Below are 16,644 nucleotides of genomic sequence, written 5' to 3' on the forward strand. Positions count from 1 at the left end.
GCCCCTCCCCGAGAACGATGATCGTCACCAGCCGCGCGGGGCGTCCGTGGCGGAAAACGGCCACGGCGCAAACCCGCCTCGGGACATCATCGCCGTACCGCCGGTCACTCTGCCAAGGTGGCGTCGCCGAGCGGTCCTCCCGTGGGGGGTGGGGCCGCTCGGCCACCCCACCTCGGAGGACTGTTCGACGCGTCCCCCGACACGCCGCCCGGCGCACGCCGGTGCGCCCGAATTTTCCGATGCCCCGTTTTCATCCGGCTCCGTCGGTGGACAATCAGGAGCATGAGTCAGCAGGGGGGAAGGCCCACCGGTCCCACCGGTCCCACCGGTCCTGAGGACGACTGGTGGGGGCAGCTGTACGACGACTCCACCGACGACACCGGCCCCACGGCCGCACCCGATTCCCTGGACGACCGCTTCGCCTCGGCGTCGGGAACGGTGGCGCGTGAAGCGGACCCCGGTCCCGGTCCCGGTTCCGGCCCCGGTCCCGGTCCCGGTTCCGGCCCCGGTCCCGGTTCCAGTTCCGGCCCCGGTCCCGGGACGAACCCACCCCGGTCGGACCCCACCGCGCCCGAACCGGGCCGGCCCTGGTGGTCCCGGCCGCAGCCCTCCACCATCCCCGGCCCCCGCACCGCACCACCCGACGACAACCCCCAGCCGCCGCCCACGCGCTCACCCGACGCCGGCAACCCCGCCCCACCGCCACCGAGGGCGCCGTGGGAGCCGCCGCCCGCGGCACCGACCGGGCCGGTGAGCTTTCCGTCCGGGCGGGAGCCGGGTGCCTCCGGGGGCGCGTTGTCCGAGGGCGGGCGGTCCGGTGCCGTGACGGCCGGGCAGGCCCCCGGCACGGAGGAGCCCGTGTCGCCTCAGCGGTCCGACGGGCGTCCGGGCGACATCCTGCCCGGCGCTCCCTCCCGCCCCGCGAACCCGCCAGGGCCGAGGGCGCCGTGGGAGCCGCCGCCCGGGACACCGACCGGGCCGGTGAGCTTTCCGTCCGGGCCGGGGGCCGGGCGGTCCGGTGGGGCGGCGTCCGGGGGCGGTGACGGTGAGTCCCGGGCGGCGTCGGGGTTCGGCGGGCGGGGGCAGGGTGGTGGCCCGCGTGGGCTGACCACCTCGGGGATGGGGGCCGCCGATCTCAGGGAGCCGCCCGAGGCGGGGCCGCCGCCCAGGACCCTGTCCGACCTGCCGCCGCTGCCGCCGCCGTTCCTGCCCTCGGCCGACGCACCGGACGGCGACGACCGCGACTACGTCGGCAGCGGGCCGCCGACCTACGACGCTGAGCCCACCGCGCTGCCGCCCGCCGATCCCGACGGCCTCGACGGACTGGTCCCGGACACCGTGCTGGAGGGCGCCAGGTACGGGACGTGCACGCTGCGGGCCGCCTCCGTGCGCGGGGACTCCGCGCGCTACCGGGGCGAGCCGCGGCGCGACGCGCTGCTCGTCGCGCGGTTCGGCGCCGGGGAGCAGGCGCTGGTCCTGGTGGCCATGGCGACCGGCGCCCGCGCCACCGCCGGGGCGCACCGGGCGGCGGCCGAGGTGTGCCGGTGGATCGGCCGGGCCGTGGGGCGCAGCCACGTGCGGCTCGCCGAGGACCTGCGGGCCGCCCGGCGCGGCGACCTGAAGTCCGGCCTGCACCGCCTCACCGACCGCAGCCTCGGCCGGCTCCGGGCCGGCGCCGCCGAACAGGGCCTCGCCCCGGACGAGTACACGGCCACCCTGCGCTGCCTGCTGCTGCCCGCCGACCCAGAGTGCCGCACCCGGGTGTTCTTCGGCGTCGGCGCGGGCGGACTGCTCCGGCTGCGCGACGGCGCCTGGCAGGACATGGAGCCGGACGTCGGCGACGTCGCCGGAGAGCCCGTACTCGGCTTCGGGGCGGCGCCCCGAGGCACGTTCGGCGGCCCGCCCGGCGACGCGCCGAGCGAGACGCCCGACGGCGACCGGCTCACCATGGACCTCGGCATCACCACGCCCCCGGGCCCGTACGACGGCCCGCCCGCCGAGCCGCCGCGGGAGCCCTTCCGCTTCCGGGCCTCCGTAGCCCGCCCGGGTGATGTGCTCCTGATGTGCACCGCGGGCCTCGCCGAGCCCCTGCTGAGCGAGCCCGAGCTGGGCGAACTCCTCGCGCGGCGATGGGCGGGCCGCCCGGCGCCGGGACCGGGGGAGTTCCTCGCCGACAGCGGCGTGCGGGTCAAGGGATACGCGGACGACCGTACCGCCGCCGCCGTTTGGGAGGCGTGAGACCGCGCGCTGTGGCATAGCTGGACCCATGGCCAAACAGAACGTCGCGGAACAGTTCGTCGACATCCTCACCCGCGCCGGGGTGGAGCGCCTCTACGGAGTCGTCGGGGACAGCCTCAACCCGATCGTGGACGCCGTGCGCCGCCACTCCGGCATCGAATGGGTGCACGTCCGGCACGAGGAGACCGCCGCCTTCGCCGCCGGCGCGGAGGCGCAGATCACCGGCAAGCTGGCCGCGTGCGCCGGCTCCTGCGGACCCGGCAACCTCCACCTCATCAACGGGCTCTACGACGCCCACCGCTCCATGGCCCCCGTCCTCGCCCTCGCCTCCCAGATCCCGTCCAGCGAGATCGGGCTCGGCTTCTTCCAGGAGACCCACCCCGACCAGCTGTTCCGCGAGTGCAGCCACTACAGCGAGCTGATCTCCAGCCCGAAGCAGATGCCCCGGCTGCTGCAGACCGCCATCCAGCACGCCGTCGGCCAGGGCGGCGTCAGCGTCGTCTCGCTACCCGGCGACATCGCGGACGAGCCCGCCCCGCAGGGGGCCGCCGAGACGGCCCTCGTCACCTCCCGGCCCACCGTCCGCCCCGGTGACGAGGAGATCGACCGGCTGGTCCGGATGATCGACGACGCCGACAGGGTCACCCTGTTCTGCGGCAGCGGCACCGCGGGCGCGCACGCCGAGGTCATGGAGTTCGCGGGCAAGCTCAAGGCACCCGTGGGCCACGCCCTGCGGGGCAAGGAGTTCATCCAGTACGACAACCCGTACGACGTCGGCATGAGCGGCCTGCTCGGCTACGGCGCCGCCTACGAGGCCACCCACGAGTGCGACCTGCTGCTCCTGATCGGCACCGACTTCCCGTACAACGCCTTCCTCCCGAACGACGTGAAGATCGCCCAGATCGACGTGCGGCCCGAGCACCTGGGCCGGCGCTCCAAGCTGGACCTCGCGGTGTGGGGCGACGCGCGGGAGACCCTGCGCTGCCTGATCCCGCGGGTGAAGGAGAAGAAGAGCCGCCGCTTCCTGGACCGGATGCTGAAGAAGCACGCCGACGCGTTGGAGGGCGTCGTCAAGGCGTACACCCGCAAGGTCGACAAGCACGTCCCGATCCACCCCGAGTACGTGGCCGCGCTGCTGGACGAAATGGCCGACGACGACGCGGTGTTCACCGTCGACACCGGGATGTGCAACGTCTGGGCGGCCCGCTACATCTCGCCCAACGGCCGCCGCCGCATCATCGGCTCCTTCTCCCACGGCTCGATGGCGAACGCGCTGCCGATGGCGATCGGCGCCCAGTTCACCGACCGGCGCCGGCAGGTCGTGTCGATGTCCGGCGACGGCGGCTTCACCATGCTGATGGGCGACTTCCTCACCCTCGTCCAGCACGACCTCCCGGTGAAGGTCGTCCTCTTCAACAACTCCTCGCTCGGCATGGTCGAGTTGGAGATGCTCGTCGCGGGCCTGCCCTCGCACGGCGTGGCCAACAAGAACCCGGACTTCGCCGCCGTCGCCGAGGCATGCGGTGCCTTCGGCGTACGGGTGGAGAAGCCCAAGGACCTGGCCGGGGCGCTGAAGGCGGCGTTCAAGCACAAGGGTCCCGCCCTCGTCGACGTGGTCACCGACCCCAACGCCCTGTCCATCCCGCCGAAGATCAGCGCCGACATGGTCACCGGTTTCGCCCTGTCCGCCTCGAAGATCGTCCTGGACGGCGGCGTCGGACGCATGCTCCAGATGGCCCGGTCGAACCTGCGCAACGTCCCCCGCCCGTGACCGTACGGACAGCCGGTCCGAAACCGGATGACTGGCGAGGGCCCGAACGGGCAAGGCTTTCCCCGTGAAGATGTTCGACCGGAGCGGGACAGACGGGGGGAGCCGACATCAGCGTGCCGACGGGGGACATGAAGGAGCAGACGGTGCCACAGCTCAGGCGGCGGCTCGGCCGGGCGGACCCGCGGGCGGTGCCCGAGGCCCGGCGGGCGCTGCGTGAGCTGCTGCGGCACTGGGGCGAGCCAGGGCAGTCGGAGGTCGCCGAACTGCTCACCAGCGAGCTGGTCACCAACGCGCTCGTGCACACCGAGGAGGGCGCGGTCCTGACCGCGACGGTCGGACCGCGCGCCCTGCGGGTCGAGGTGCGGGACTTCGTGGGTCACGGGCCACGGCCCCGGCCGCGCACACCGCGGGAGGAGAGCACCAACGGCAGAGGGCTGGTCCTGGTCGAGTCACTCGCCGACGACTGGGGCGTGCGGCCCTGCGAGGTGGGCAAGTCGGTCTGGTTCGAACTGGGCGCGGAGGCGGACGCGGAAGCGGCCTGAGGCGCCGGGAAGACCGGCGCCTCAGGCCATCGGCACGGATACGGGGCGCGCTCGGCTCAGCCGAACTGCTGCTCCAGGTCCTTGAGCTTGCGCTCCAGGGAGTCCAGGCGCGGCAGGGCCTGGGTGTCGTCCTCGGCGGTGAGGTCCACGGTCTCCACGGTCATCTGCTCAGACCCGCTCCGCACGGGCTGCAGCGAGGGCCGCCGGCTTCCCGCGGGCAGTTGCTCGGGGGTCGATATGGCAGGCTCCGCGGCAGCACGTTCCGAGCCCCGCTCGACCTGCTGCACCTCGACCTCGACCTGACGACCGCCGCGGCCCGGGAAGCCGCGGTGGCCGTGGCCCCGGCTGATCGCCTTGAGCTGCGCCCGCTCAAGGCGCTCCTGCTCACGGCGGCGCAGCTTCTTCTCCTCCTTCTGGCGCCGGTCGTCGCGCACCTCCTCGACCGCCTCGTCCAGGCTGCGCACGCCCTCCAGGAGCATCAGCGACCAGGCGCGGTACGTCTCCCGGGGCGCGCGCAGCCAGCGGACCATGCGGATCTGCGGCAGCGGACGCGGCACCAGGCCCTGTTCGCGCAGGGCGGCCCGGCGGGTCTGCTTCAGGGCCCGGTCGAACAGCACCGCCGCCGACAGGGACATGCCCGCGAAGAAGTGCGGGGCACCCGCGTGACCCAGACCGCGGGGCGCGTGCACCCAGTTGAACCAGGCCGCGGCGAAGGCGAAGGCCCACACGAGTATCCGCGAGCCGAGCGCAGCGTCACCGTGGCTGGCCTCGCGCACCGCGAGCACGGAGCAGAACATCGCCGCGCCGTCGAGCCCGAACGGGACCAGGTACTGCCAGCCGCCGCTCAGGCCGAGGTTCTGCTCGCCGAAGCCGACCAGACCGTGGAAGGAGAGCGCCGCGGCGACCGCGGCACAGCAGAAGAGCAGAACGTAGGAGAAGGTGCCGTAGAGGGCCTCCTTGCGCCGGCGGCGCTCCTCCATGCGCTCCCACGAGTCGTCCGCGCCCGCGTCCTTCCCCGAGGAACGCTTGCCGCGCGCGAGCACCGCCACCGCCGCCAGCATGCCCAGGAGCAGCACGGCGCCCGGAAGCAGCCAGTTCAGCGATATGTCGGTCAATCTCATCAGGGGTCCCTTGCAGTGGGATAGGGCGTAACGCCCGCCATGGTGGCCCAAACCCGGCGGCCCTCAGGGGGTTTCGGGGCAAGAGGCCGCCAAGGAAGCGCAGAGGGGGTACCCAGGACGGCATTCTGCTCGAACTGCCGCATGAGGGGCGGGAGTTGAGTTCGATTAAGACTACCCGTACGAGTGGTTCGGCGGAAACTCACTGTGACGCGTGGGGGAGTTGTGAAACAACGCCGTGATCTTAGCCGACGGTCGGTCAGCCGGCCGCGGCGAGCAGCTTGTCGACGCGGTCCGCGTCGCAGGTCCGCGGGCAGGTGGCGCAGGTGTCCTCGGGGCGCAGGGTGTAGAACATGCAGCAGCTCGCCCGGTCCCGGGTGTGCAGCGGGGTGCCGTCCGGGCCCTTGAGCTCCCGGAAGGCCGCGTCGCCGACGTACGGCTTGGTCGCGCCCGGCAGCAGCAGCTCCAGCTCGTGCCGCGCCCGCTCCTGCTCGTCGAGCAGGTGGGCGACGTACCACAGGCCCTCCACGATCTCGTCGGTCGCCATGCCCCACAGGGCGCGTCCGCGGCGGCGCATCCGTGGGCCGAATCCGGCCAGGACCGGCTCCAGGTGCTCGGCGACCGCGGCCCGCACCTCGGCGCGCAGCTCCTCCTCGTCGGCGACCACCCGGGCGCCGGGCAGACCGGCGGCGGGGTCGTCCGGGAGGCAGGCGAACGAGGTGGCGCGCACGGCCATCCGGCCCAGTGGAAGCCCGGTGGCCGCACGGTCGTAGGCCACGTGGGCGGCGGGGTGGCGGGGCACCCGGCGGTGCAGGAACCACGGCACGGTGATCAGCAGGCAGGCGGGCCACGCGTACCGGTGCAGGCCGAAGCTCGCGATCACGTCCGGCCGGGCCCGCTGCCCGTAGTCCCGCAGCACCTGTGCCTCGTCCCAGGCGAGGAACGCCGCCAGCTCGGCCCCGCCCGCGGCGAGCGAGGCGGCCGTGACCCATCCTTCGCCGCTCGGGACCTCGTCGGCCGCGGTCAGCTCGGTGACGCCCAGCCCCGGGAGGACCTCGGACAGGCGCGCGTAGGCGTCCGTGAAGGCCGTAAGGGCGACAGGCATGCGGGACCACCGATCCACGTCGGGACAACGGGCTGCTTAAAGGTAAGCCTTACCTTACCCAAGATGTTTGGGATTTGAACTGACGGTCGGTGCGCTTATGGTGCTTGACGTACAGGTGACAACCCGCCGTAATGACCCCAAGTACCGACACGTCCCGCAGGAGGACCCGTGAAGCACAGCGCGCAGGGCGCCGCAGGAACGGGTGCGGGCAGGGGTGCGGGTACGGCGGCCGAAGCGGTGCGGATCCCGGTGCAGCCGGGAGCGGCGGACAGGGCACGGGACCGGGCCCCCGGCGCCGGGGAGCCGGACGGCTCGGCGCGCGGCGAGCACACCCACGGCGAACCGCCCATACCCCGCCCGCGGGCCCTGGTCCGGCGTTCCTCGGTGCGCGGGCAGATCCTCGACGCCCTGCGCTCCGCGCTGGCCACCGGCGAACTGCGGCCCGGCGGGGTCTACTCGGCGCCCGTGCTCGGCGAGCGGTTCGGCGTCTCGGCCACTCCGGTACGGGAGGCCATGCAGCAGCTCGCCCTGGAGGGCGCCGTCGAGGTCGTCCCCAACCGCGGCTTCCGCGTCGTCGAGCGCGGCGACCGCGAGCTGGCCGAGCTGGCCGAGGTCCGGGCCCTGATCGAGGCCCCGGTGTGGCTCCGGCTGGCCCGTACGGTGCCCGCCGAGCGCTGGGCGGAGCTGCGCCCCCTCGCCGAGGCCACCGTCCGGGCCGCGTCGTCCGGCTGCCCGGCCACCTACGCCGAGGCCGACCGCGCCTTCCACCGCGCGGTACTGGCGCTGGCCGGCAACGAACAGCTCGTCCGGATCGCCGCCGACGTGCACCGCCGCGCCCAGTGGCCCCCGGCCGGCTCGCCCGCCGTACGCGGGCGGGCCGACCTGGTCGCCGACGCCCACGAGCACACCGCACTCCTGGACGCCCTGATCGCCGGCGACCCGGACGCGGTGCGGGCCCTGGTCGGGGACCACTTCACGCGCACCGCCTGAGACGGGAACGCCCCCTGCGCCGGGCGGGAACGGCCCTCTGCGCCGGGCGGGAACGGCCCCCTGCGCGGGGGCGCCCGGGTCCCGCGGGGCTTCCCGTCGCTACGGGACCTCCTGTCGTTCGGTGCGGCTCGCGGGTGTCTGCCGGTCGGGTTTGCCGGGCCGTGCCGTGCCGCGGCCCTTGCCGCCGCCGCGGCGTGCGGGGCGGGTGCCGGCGTCGCGGCCGTGCAGTTCGACGGCCAGCGGGGAGGCGGTGAAGACCGAGGAGTACGTGCCGACCACCACGCCGATCAGCAGCGCGAGCGCGAAGTCGGTCAGCGAGTCGTCGGCGAGGACCGCCAGCGAGGCGAGGATGAGTACCGCGCCCATGCCGGTGTTGACCGTGCGCGGCAGGGTCTGCAGGATCGCGTCGTTGGTGAGCCGGTCGAACGGCGTCTTCCGCTCCTTGCCCAGCAGCTCCCGGACGCGGTCGAACAGGACCACCGAGTCGTTGACCGAGTAGCCGATCACGGTCAGCAGCGCCGCCAGGAACACCCCGTCGATCGGCTTGCCCAGCCAGGCGAAGACACCGACCAGGATGACCACGTCATGGGCGAGCGCGCCGACCGCGGCGGTGCCGAACAGCAGGCGGAAGCGGGCCGCCAGGTACGCCAGCTGGGCGGCCAGGGCGAGCCCGAGGGCGATCAGGGCGTCCCGGCGCAACTCCTCGCCGAGGCTCGGGCCGATCAGCTCGTCGCGGACCTTCTCCGTCTCGCCGCCCAGTTCGGCGACGGCCTTCGTGACGGTCGCCGCCTCGGCGTCGGTCAGCTCCTCGGTGCGCACCGTGAGGTCGCCGTCGCCGGAGGACTGGACGACGGCGCGCGGGAAGCCCGCGTCCGCGAGGGCGTCGCGGGCCCGCTCGGGATCGACCTGGGTGGCGGTGGAGTACTCGATGAGCCGCCCGCCGGTGAACTCGATGCCGAAGTTCAGGCCGCGCACCAGGATTCCGGAGCCCGCCACCACGAGGACGACCAGCGAGGCCGCCAGCCAGCGGCGCGGCCGGCGCATCAGGAAGGGGTTGCGGCGCAGCAGGGCGTCCCGGACCGGGCCGGTCGAGGAGATGCCGGTGATGCGCGGGCGGCGGAAGACCGCCGGCCGGCTCGCCGCGAACTCCGCCAGCACCCGGGTGATCACGAGGGCGCTGACCATCGACGCCAGCACACCGATGCCGAGGGTGACGCCGAAGCCCTTCACCGGACCGGAGGCCAGGAAGAACAGCAGCGCGGCCGCGATCAGCGTGGTGATGTTGGAGTCGGCGATCGCGCTGAACGCACTGCGGAAACCGGCGGTCAGCGCGGACCGCGTGCTCGGACGGGTCCGGGCCGCCTGTTCCTCGCGGGCCCGTTCGAAGACGAGGACGTTGGCGTCCACCGCCATCCCGATCGCCAGCACGAAGCCCGCGAGGCCCGGCAGGGTCAGGGTCGCGCCGACCGCGGCCAGGGCGGCGTAGGAGATCAGGCCGTAGCAGAGCAGGGCCACGGTCGCCAGGGCGCCCATCAGCCGGTAGACGACGATGATGAACAGCGCGGTCAGCGCGGTGCCGATGACGGCGGCCCAGGCACCGGCGTTGATGGCCTCGTCGCCCAGGGTGGCGCCGATGGTGCGCTGCTCGATGGTCTCGACCGGCACGGGCAGGGCGCCGCCCTTGACGAGCAGGGCCAGCTCGCGGGCCTCGGCGTCGTCGAACGACCCGGTGATCTGCGTGGAGCCGCCGGTGATGCCCGCCCCGCAGGCCACGGACGGGTCGACCTGCGGCGAGGAGATGATCTTGTTGTCGAGCACGATGGCGACCCGGCGCTGCGGGTCGCCCGCCGGGTGGCAGGCCGCCTCGCCGGTCACCTGCGCCCAGCGGTCGCTGCCGGAGTCCTTGAAGTCGACGGTCACGTGCCAGCCCGCGCCGCCCTGCTGGTCGAAGCGGGCGTCGGCGCCCTTGACGTCCTGCCCGGTCAGCGTGGCGTCCTTCAGCCGCAGGGACTGCCCGGACTCGTCCGGCAGCACCCGCTCGCCGTCCTTGGCGGCCTCGGTCTTTCCCTCGGCCGCGTCGGCGGGGTTCTCCGCCGGGCCGAGCACCGAGTGGACGGTGAGCTGCGCGGTGCGGCCCAGCACGTCGGCGGCCTGCTTCGGGTCCTGTACGCCCGGCAGCTCGACGACGACGCGGTTCTCGCCGGAGCGGACGATGGTCGGCTCGGCGACCCCGAGGGCGTCGATGCGGCCGCGCAGCACCTCCACGGTGCGGTCGGTGGCCTCCCGGTCGGCCTTGGTGGTGTCGGTGGACTTGGTCTCCAGCACGATCTGGGTGCCGCCGCGCAGGTCGAGCCCGAGACGGACCGGCATGGTCAGGGCGATGGCGACCGACGCGGCCATCACCGCGAGCGCGACGAGCGCGCGGACGTTCAGGGAGCGGGAACGCGAGCGCGAACGGGGCCGCGAACCGGTACGGGCAGGGGGACGGGTGCGGGAAGGGGGACGGGAGCGTTTCAACACGGGCCTCCGGCGGGCACGCCGCGGCGGCGGCCGAGCGCGGCCGCGGCGGAAGAAGGTGAAAGGAAGGAGTGGTGTCTCAGGTGCCGGAGGAGACGGGTGGCGCCCGGCCGCTGTCGTGGCTCGCGCGGCCGGGGGAGACCGGCACCGGGCCGGGCGCGGACGACGTCCGTGCGTGGCCCCCGGGGGCGGCGCCGCCCCCGAGGTGCGCGGTGGTCGCCGGGTGCTGGTCCGGTGCCGTGGGACGACCGGCCGGCTGGTCGTGCCGGGCCCGGGGCTGGGCGGCGCAGACCGGCGTACAGCCGTCGTCGGCGTGGAGGTCGAGGGCCGGGTGGGGAACGGCGGTGGCGGCGGCTGCCGCGAGGGGACCGCTCGGACCGACGTGCGCACCGGCCGCGGGCCAGGCCGGGACCAGGGGCAGCAGGACGGTCAGCAGGACGGTGAGCACGCTCGCGAGCCGTCGTCGCATGCACCGTCCCCTTTCGTGGTGGATGAGCGGGTCTGGCGGGTGGCGGAGCCCATGGCTCCGGCCGGGGAGTGGGCGGCCAGAGCCACGGGCGGTTCGGGGGAGCGTCAGGGCTCGATGAGCCCGGCACGGATGGCGTACCGGGTCAGCTCCAGGCGGTCGCGCAGGCCGAGCTTCTGCAGCAGGTTCGCCCGGTGCCGCTGGACGGTCTTGATGCTGATGAAGAGGATCTCGGCGATCTCCTTCGAGGAGTGGCCCTCGGCGACGAGCTTGAGGACCTCCTCCTCGCGCGGGGTGAGGATGTGGTCGGAGGTCTCCTCGCCGTGCCGCACGCGGTCGAGGTAGTTGCGGATGAGCGCCGTCACCGCACCCGGGTACAGGAAGGGCTCGTCGCGCATCGCGGCCCGGCAGGCGGCGACGAGGTCCCGGTCGGCGACCGACTTGAGCACGTATCCGCAGGCACCCGACTTCAGCGCCTGGAACAGGTACTGCTCGTTGTCGTGCATCGTCAGCATCAGGATCCGCAGCCCCGGCTTCAGCGCGGCCAGTTCGCGGGCCGCCTGGAGGCCCGTGAGGCGGGGCATCGCGATGTCCAGGACCGCGAGGTCGGCCTCGTGGGCCCGCGCCATGTCGATGGCCTCCGCGCCGTCCCCGGCCTCGGCCACCACCTCGAGGTCCGGTTCCCGGTCGAGGATGAGGCGTACACCGCGGCGCACCAGCGCGTGGTCGTCGGCGAGCAGGATGCGGATCTTCGACACGGCGGACGCCGGGGACGGCTCGCGCGGCTCGGACGAGGAGGACGGCTCGGGCGAGGAGGACGGCTCGGACGAGGAGGACGGGTCGGACATGGTCAGGGCTACTTCCTGGGAAGGGGTGCGGTGAGCCGGATGCGGGTGCCGGCGCCGGGCGCCGAGGTGATGTCGAGGGCGGCCCCGACGAGCAGGGCCCGTTCCCGCATGCCGCGGATGCCGGCGCCCTCGTGTGCCGCCTCGATGCCGCGGCCGTCGTCGGTGATGGTGAGCGTCACCGCGCCGTCGGCGCGGGCCAGACCCACCTCCAGGCGCTCGGCGTCCGCGTGGCGGGCGGCGTTGGTCAGGCTCTCCTGCGCCACCCGGTAGAGGACCAGTTCGGTCTCGTGGTCCAGGGCCGGCAGGTCGGCGTCGAAACGGCGCACCACCCGCAGACCGGTGTGGGTGGCGAAGTCGTGCGTCAGCGAGGACAGCGCGCTGATCAGGCCGAGGTCGTCCAGGACGCCGGGCCGCAGCCGGCGCACCAGGCGGCGGACCTCGTCCAGGCTCTCCCGGGTGATCTCCTGCGCCTGGTGCAGCTCGTCGCGCAGCGGCTCGTCCGCGTCGTCCGCGGCCCGCCCCAGGACCAGCAGGATCGCCGTCATGCTCTGCCCGACCTCGTCGTGCAGCTCCTGGGCGATGCGGCGCCGCTCCGCCTCCTGGGCGAGCAGGACGCGGGCACTGCTGGTGGCCCGCTCGTTCTCCAGGCGGTCCAGCATGGCGTTGAACGTGCGGATCAGCTCCGGGACCTCGCCGCCGCCGGCCACCGGCAGCCGCTGGCCGGGGCGCAGCAGGTCGACCGTGGTCATCAGCCGGGTGAGCCGCTCCAGCGGGGCCAGGCCCCAGCGCAGCAGGGCGCCGTTGGCCACCAGCATGACGCCCATGCCGACCACGAGGACGACGGCCTCGGTCAGCAGGATCGGCACGGAGACGGTCACCGGAGCCCACAGCAGCAGCGCCGTGGCAAAGCCCAGCACCACCGCGTTGAGCCCGAAGATCCGCCAGAACAGGGACACCGGGGGTACGCCTCCTTAGGCGACGTGTCGAGTTGGTACGCCTCTACTGTCGGTCATCGCGCACCCTCGGTGGGAGCTGCGGCCCAGGTAGCGACCGAGCAAGCGACCAGCGTGCTCCTCCCGGACCCGTCGGGTCGATGGGGCCCGACCCCCATTTCCGGCTCGCGGCATACCCATATGGACGCCCCGGCGCACCGCGCAGTGGATCCCGCGCCCCCGGGCAAATGGGTCCTGCGCCCGATGGGTTTCCCCGGGCGGCCCGGCCATGGTTGAGGGCGACCGGGCCCGAACGGCCCGGCGCTCGGCATACCCGCAGCACCTTCCGAGAAAAGGACCCCTCACCGTGTCGCTCGACGCCTCCCGCATCGAACCCCGCCCCGAGCGGCTGACCGCTCACGAGGCGCGCCAGCGCCTCGAACACGCCCGCAACACCCGCATCACCCAGCTGCAGGCCCTCGACGAGAGCGGCCAGGCGGACGACCAGCTGATGTCCGCGCAGAAGGCCGCGATCGAGCGGGTGCTCAAGGAGATCGACGGAGCCTTCGCCCGGGTCGAGGACGGCACCTACGGCGCCTGCCTGGGCTGCGGCAAGCCCGTCCCGGGGGAGCGCCTGGAGATCCTCCCGTACACCCGCTACTGCGTCGCCTGCCAGCGCCGCGCCGCCACCTGAGCGCCGTCGGCTGCGAACCCGTCCCAAACCGTCCCTCCCGCCCTGCCCAAGGGGTGAAGTGGTGAACAACCAGATCATCGGCGACCGCGAGACACGTCCGTCGCCCCTGTCGACCGAGGACCTCGCCGTGCTCCGGGACAACCTCCGGGAGCAGCGGCTGTTCCGCGAGGACCAGCTGCGGCAGATCGCGGCGGCCCCGGCCCGCACCGACGAGCCGGTCCGGCGGACCGCCGCGCAGACCGAGGTCCGGGTCAAGCTGGCGGCGTCGGCGCGCATGGTCCTCGCCGACGTGGAAGCGGCGCTCGACCGCATCGCCGAGGGCCGCTACGGCCGTTGCCAGCTGTGCCGGCGCGGCATCGACCGCGACCGCCTGATGATCGTGCCGCAGGCCCGCTACTGCGCCCGCTGCCAGCAGGTGCGGGAGGCCGGACGATGACCCTGCTCCGGCGGCCCCGCGCCGCCCTGTCCCGGCACCGGCCGTGGCCGCTGTGCCGGCAGTGCAGCGGCGTCGCCCTCGACATGGGCAGCGCCCGCACCCGCGCCTGGGTCGCCGGGCGCGGGATGATCCTCGACGTGCCGACGGTGACCTTCCCCGGCGCGGGCGCGGTGTACCCGATCCAGCGCGGGGCGATCGTCGACACCCAGGGCACGGCCCGGATGCTCGACCGGCTCCTTGGCCACCGGCTGCCCCGCTTCGCCCGTCCGGTGGTCGTGGTGACCGCGCCGGTGCTGGACGGGCCGGCCTACCGGACCGAGGCCCGTGCGGCCGTGGAGGTGCTGCGCCCGCGCAGTGTGCTGACTGTTCCCAGCGCGCGGGCGGTGGCCCTGGCGGCGGGCGCCGACCTGTCCCGGCCGCTGCTCGTGATGGACAGCGGTGCGCATCTCACGGAGGTGGTGCTGCTGGTGGACGGCGCCGTCTTCGACGCCCGCCGCACCGCGCTGGGCACGGCGGACATCGACGAGACGACCCCGTCCGCGCGGATCGGCGAGGCGCTGGCCGACATGACGACCTCGATGCTGCGGCAGGACGGCACGTCCCTCACGCTCGACGCGCTCACGCGGGGGCCGCTGCTGGCGGGCGGGGGCGCGCTGCGCCCCGAGATCACCTGCCGGCTCGCCGACCGCCTGCACGGGCCGCTGCGCGCGGTGCCCGCACCGCACACGGCGGCGGTACGGGGCGCCGCGAAGCTTTTGGAGGCCGCGCACACCCACCCGTCGGCCACCGGCACGGACCCACCGGAGGGACACCCGCACTGAGCCGGCCCGGCACCGGTACGGGGCATCGACCCAGCGGGGCACCGCTCGCCCCGGCCGCCGATGCCGCGCCGCGAACGGTGCCGACCCGGACCCCCCTCGGCTGCGGTCGGCCGGGCGCCCGTCATCCGCCCGGCCGCCCCGGCCGTGACTCGCACGCCGGGCCCCTTCGCCGCGCCCGGGAAACCGCGCCCCTCGGTTCCCCGGGCGCGCACCCCGGCCCCGCGCCCCGTTCCCTCGTTCCCGGCCCCGTACCCCGGCCCTCTTCGTCCCCGGTCCCGCAGCCCGTCTCCCTCGTTTCCGGCCCCGACCCCGTCCCTTCGTCCTCGTCCCTGGCCTCGCACCCCGGCCCTCTTGTCCCTGGCCCTCGCAGCCCGTCTCCGCCGTTCCCGGCCCGTCACCTCATCCCCGTCCCCGCACCCCGTCCCCCTCGCCCCCGCCCCGCACCCCGCGCCGCTCGTCCCCCGCCCCGCACCCCGTTCTCCCCGTCCCCGCACCCCGTCCCCCTCGTTTCGTCCCCCGCTCGTACGACCGGGGCCCGCACCAGCGCCGGCGCCGCACCCCGCGTCCGCCCCGCGTCCCCGTCCCATCCCCGTCCCGTCCGAAGCCGCCCTCGATGCTGTTCGCGGCGTCTACGGCGGCCGATCCGGCTGTCCCGAGCCGGGAAGCCCGAGCCAGGAAGGAGGCACATCGTGGCCGGCGAGATTCCGCAGGCTCAGCCACCGCCCGCCGATCCCGGTGCCGAGCCCGCACGACACCCCTACCTCCTGCTGTGGAGGTGGCGCCGCAACCCGCTGCGGCGGCCGAGTGACCGGCTCGGGGCGTGGATCTCGCTGGGGCTCGTGCTCGCCGTGCTGGTGGCGGCCCCGGTGGCGATGTTCGGGGTCGGCGACAGCGCCTACCGGCACTACCGGAGCACCGCCGAGCACGAGGCGCGCAGCCGGGACCACCGTCCCGCGGTCCTGACCCACGACGCCCCGCGCCATCCCGAGCCGGGGTCGGACGAGGCGAAGAAGACCCGCTACCCGGTCCCGGTCCGCTTCACCGGCCCCGACGGGGTGAGCAGGACCGGGACGGCCGAGGTCGAACCGGGGCTGCCGGCCGACAGCACCGTCCTGGTCTGGGTCGACGCCGAGGGCCGGATCACCGAGCCGCCGCTGTCCGCGGAGCAGATCCGCAGCCGCACGATGGGCTGGGCGATCCTCGCCTTCCTGGGCGTCGTCCTCACCGGCCTCGCGGCGCACGCCGCCACGGGCCTCGTACTGCACCGGCGCAACCTCGCCCAGTGGGACGCGGCCTGGGCCAACACGGCCCCGCGCTGGAGCAGGTTCCCGTGACGCCCGTCTGGGCGCGACTCCCTCACGCCGTCGCCGCGCCCGCCGCCGGCGGCGTCAACTGCCGTGCCAGCCAGGTCGGTACGCCGCCCAGCAGCCGGAACAGCCGCCGTGCCTCCTCCCGCAGCCGGGACGCCTCCGGCTCCGACTCGGCGTCCGCGAGCGAGGCCAGCGCCGGCGCCGTACCGACGAGGTACCCCAGCTCCTCGCGGATGCGCAGCGACTCGGTGAAACCGTGCCGCGCCTCGGCCAGTTCGCCCTCCCGCAGGGCGAGCCCGGCCAGATGCCGCCAGGTGAAGGACTGGAGCAGCGGGTCGGCGTGCGCGGTGGCACCGGCGTGGGCCCGCCGGTACGCCGCGCGGGCGGCCTGCGGCGAGCGGGTCAGGTTCTCCGCGAGCAGCCCGCGCCGGAAGTCCAGCAGCGCCCGCCCCCCGGCACCCGGCGCGATCAGCGCCGCCGCCCGCCCCAGCGCGGCCCGCGCCTCGTCGGCCCGGTCGCGCACCCCGTGCACCGTGGCGGCGTACGCGAGCTGCCCCCGTTCACACGCGGCGGCCCCGCGTTCGTCGTCGGTGTGGGCCAGCGCCTCCGCGGTGCGCAGCGCGTCCTCGGCATCGGCCCAGCCCTGCTCCGTGTACAGGCACCGCTCCACCAGCAGCGCGGTCCGCTGCAAGGCGGTGTCCGCGGTGACCGGCTCCAGCAGGGCCGCCGCGTCGGCCCAGCAGCCGCGCGAGCGCAACCGCCATACCGCGGTCTGGAGCGGATCGTCACCTTCGGTCGTTCCCCAGCCAGAACCAGCCATGGCGGAATGCGCCACGTCGCCCTCCCCTTAGCACGC

Annotated in this window: 15 protein-coding genes; 8 read left to right on the top strand and 7 right to left on the bottom strand. The window is 74.6% G+C overall.

Annotation, left to right across the window (positions count from 1 at the left end):
- Positions 1 to 282 precede the first annotated feature (282 nt).
- The 3 genes from IE258_RS26495 (at position 283) to IE258_RS26505 (ending at position 4,551) form a co-directional block, all read left to right on the top strand.
- Complete coding sequence (locus IE258_RS26495; protein WP_189747429.1) at positions 283 to 2,238, top strand: protein phosphatase 2C domain-containing protein; 1,956 nt, start codon at positions 283 to 285, stop codon at positions 2,236 to 2,238.
- Positions 2,239 to 2,266: 28 nt separating this feature from the next.
- Positions 2,267 to 4,009 (top strand): pyruvate dehydrogenase, encoded by a 1,743-nt coding sequence (locus IE258_RS26500; RefSeq protein WP_159328130.1) that lies wholly within the window; start codon positions 2,267 to 2,269, stop codon positions 4,007 to 4,009.
- 128 nt (positions 4,010 to 4,137) lie between these two features.
- Positions 4,138 to 4,551 carry an ATP-binding protein gene (locus tag IE258_RS26505; protein WP_189747431.1) on the top strand — a complete coding sequence of 138 codons (414 nt, stop codon included), beginning with the start codon at positions 4,138 to 4,140 and terminating at the stop codon, positions 4,549 to 4,551.
- A 56-nt stretch (positions 4,552 to 4,607) separates the two neighbouring features.
- Here IE258_RS26505 and IE258_RS26510 read toward each other — a convergent pair whose 3' ends face one another.
- Both IE258_RS26510 and IE258_RS26515 read right to left on the bottom strand, forming a co-directional pair.
- Complete coding sequence (locus tag IE258_RS26510; RefSeq protein WP_189747433.1) at positions 4,608 to 5,672, bottom strand: DUF2637 domain-containing protein; 1,065 nt, start codon at positions 5,670 to 5,672, stop codon at positions 4,608 to 4,610.
- A gap of 256 nt (positions 5,673 to 5,928) precedes the next feature.
- A complete protein-coding gene (locus tag IE258_RS26515) occupies positions 5,929 to 6,774 on the bottom strand; it encodes a (2Fe-2S)-binding protein (protein ID WP_189747435.1) in 846 nt (281 codons plus the stop codon).
- A gap of 168 nt (positions 6,775 to 6,942) precedes the next feature.
- Here IE258_RS26515 and IE258_RS26520 point away from each other — a divergent pair, with 168 nt between their 5' ends.
- Positions 6,943 to 7,764 carry a GntR family transcriptional regulator gene (locus tag IE258_RS26520; protein ID WP_189747437.1) on the top strand — a complete coding sequence of 274 codons (822 nt, stop codon included), beginning with the start codon at positions 6,943 to 6,945 and terminating at the stop codon, positions 7,762 to 7,764.
- A gap of 99 nt (positions 7,765 to 7,863) precedes the next feature.
- Here the strand turns inward: IE258_RS26520 and secD are convergent, their stop codons facing one another.
- From secD to IE258_RS26540, 4 genes are all read right to left on the bottom strand, one after another.
- Complete coding sequence (gene secD / locus IE258_RS26525; RefSeq protein WP_189747439.1) at positions 7,864 to 10,281, bottom strand: protein translocase subunit SecD; 2,418 nt, start codon at positions 10,279 to 10,281, stop codon at positions 7,864 to 7,866.
- A 79-nt stretch (positions 10,282 to 10,360) separates the two neighbouring features.
- A complete protein-coding gene (locus tag IE258_RS26530) occupies positions 10,361 to 10,750 on the bottom strand; it encodes a hypothetical protein (protein WP_189747441.1) in 390 nt (129 codons plus the stop codon).
- 104 nt (positions 10,751 to 10,854) lie between these two features.
- Entirely contained in the window at positions 10,855 to 11,595 is a 741-nt protein-coding gene (locus IE258_RS26535) for a response regulator (RefSeq protein WP_229892434.1), read from the bottom strand.
- Between the two features lie 8 nt (positions 11,596 to 11,603).
- Positions 11,604 to 12,551 (bottom strand): HAMP domain-containing sensor histidine kinase, encoded by a 948-nt coding sequence (locus tag IE258_RS26540; protein ID WP_164460474.1) that lies wholly within the window; start codon positions 12,549 to 12,551, stop codon positions 11,604 to 11,606.
- Positions 12,552 to 12,894: 343 nt separating this feature from the next.
- Here IE258_RS26540 and IE258_RS26545 point away from each other — a divergent pair, with 343 nt between their 5' ends.
- The 4 genes from IE258_RS26545 to IE258_RS26560 all read left to right on the top strand — a co-directional run bounded on the left by IE258_RS26545 (position 12,895) and on the right by IE258_RS26560 (position 15,812).
- Positions 12,895 to 13,221, top strand: coding sequence for a TraR/DksA family transcriptional regulator (locus IE258_RS26545; RefSeq protein ID WP_159328123.1), 327 nt, complete (start codon positions 12,895 to 12,897; stop codon positions 13,219 to 13,221).
- 58 nt (positions 13,222 to 13,279) lie between these two features.
- The gene (locus IE258_RS26550; RefSeq protein ID WP_159328122.1) at positions 13,280 to 13,657 is read left to right on the top strand and encodes a TraR/DksA family transcriptional regulator; all 378 of its coding nucleotides are present in this window, start codon (positions 13,280 to 13,282) and stop codon (positions 13,655 to 13,657) included.
- Positions 13,654 to 14,478 (top strand): rod shape-determining protein, encoded by an 825-nt coding sequence (locus IE258_RS26555; protein ID WP_189747442.1) that lies wholly within the window; start codon positions 13,654 to 13,656, stop codon positions 14,476 to 14,478. Before IE258_RS26550 ends, IE258_RS26555 begins: the two co-directional genes overlap by 4 nt.
- 689 nt (positions 14,479 to 15,167) lie before the next feature.
- Positions 15,168 to 15,812, top strand: a complete 645-nt coding sequence (locus IE258_RS26560; RefSeq protein WP_189747444.1) for an Rv1733c family protein — start codon at positions 15,168 to 15,170, stop codon at positions 15,810 to 15,812.
- A 22-nt stretch (positions 15,813 to 15,834) separates the two neighbouring features.
- Here the strand turns inward: IE258_RS26560 and IE258_RS26565 are convergent, their stop codons facing one another.
- The gene (locus IE258_RS26565; protein ID WP_189747446.1) at positions 15,835 to 16,623 is read right to left on the bottom strand and encodes a hypothetical protein; all 789 of its coding nucleotides are present in this window, start codon (positions 16,621 to 16,623) and stop codon (positions 15,835 to 15,837) included.
- Between the last annotated feature and the right edge of the window lie 21 nt (positions 16,624 to 16,644).

It is taken from the genome of Streptomyces tendae (assembly GCF_014650435.1).
Taxonomy (GTDB): Bacteria; Actinomycetota; Actinomycetes; order Streptomycetales; family Streptomycetaceae; genus Streptomyces; species Streptomyces tendae.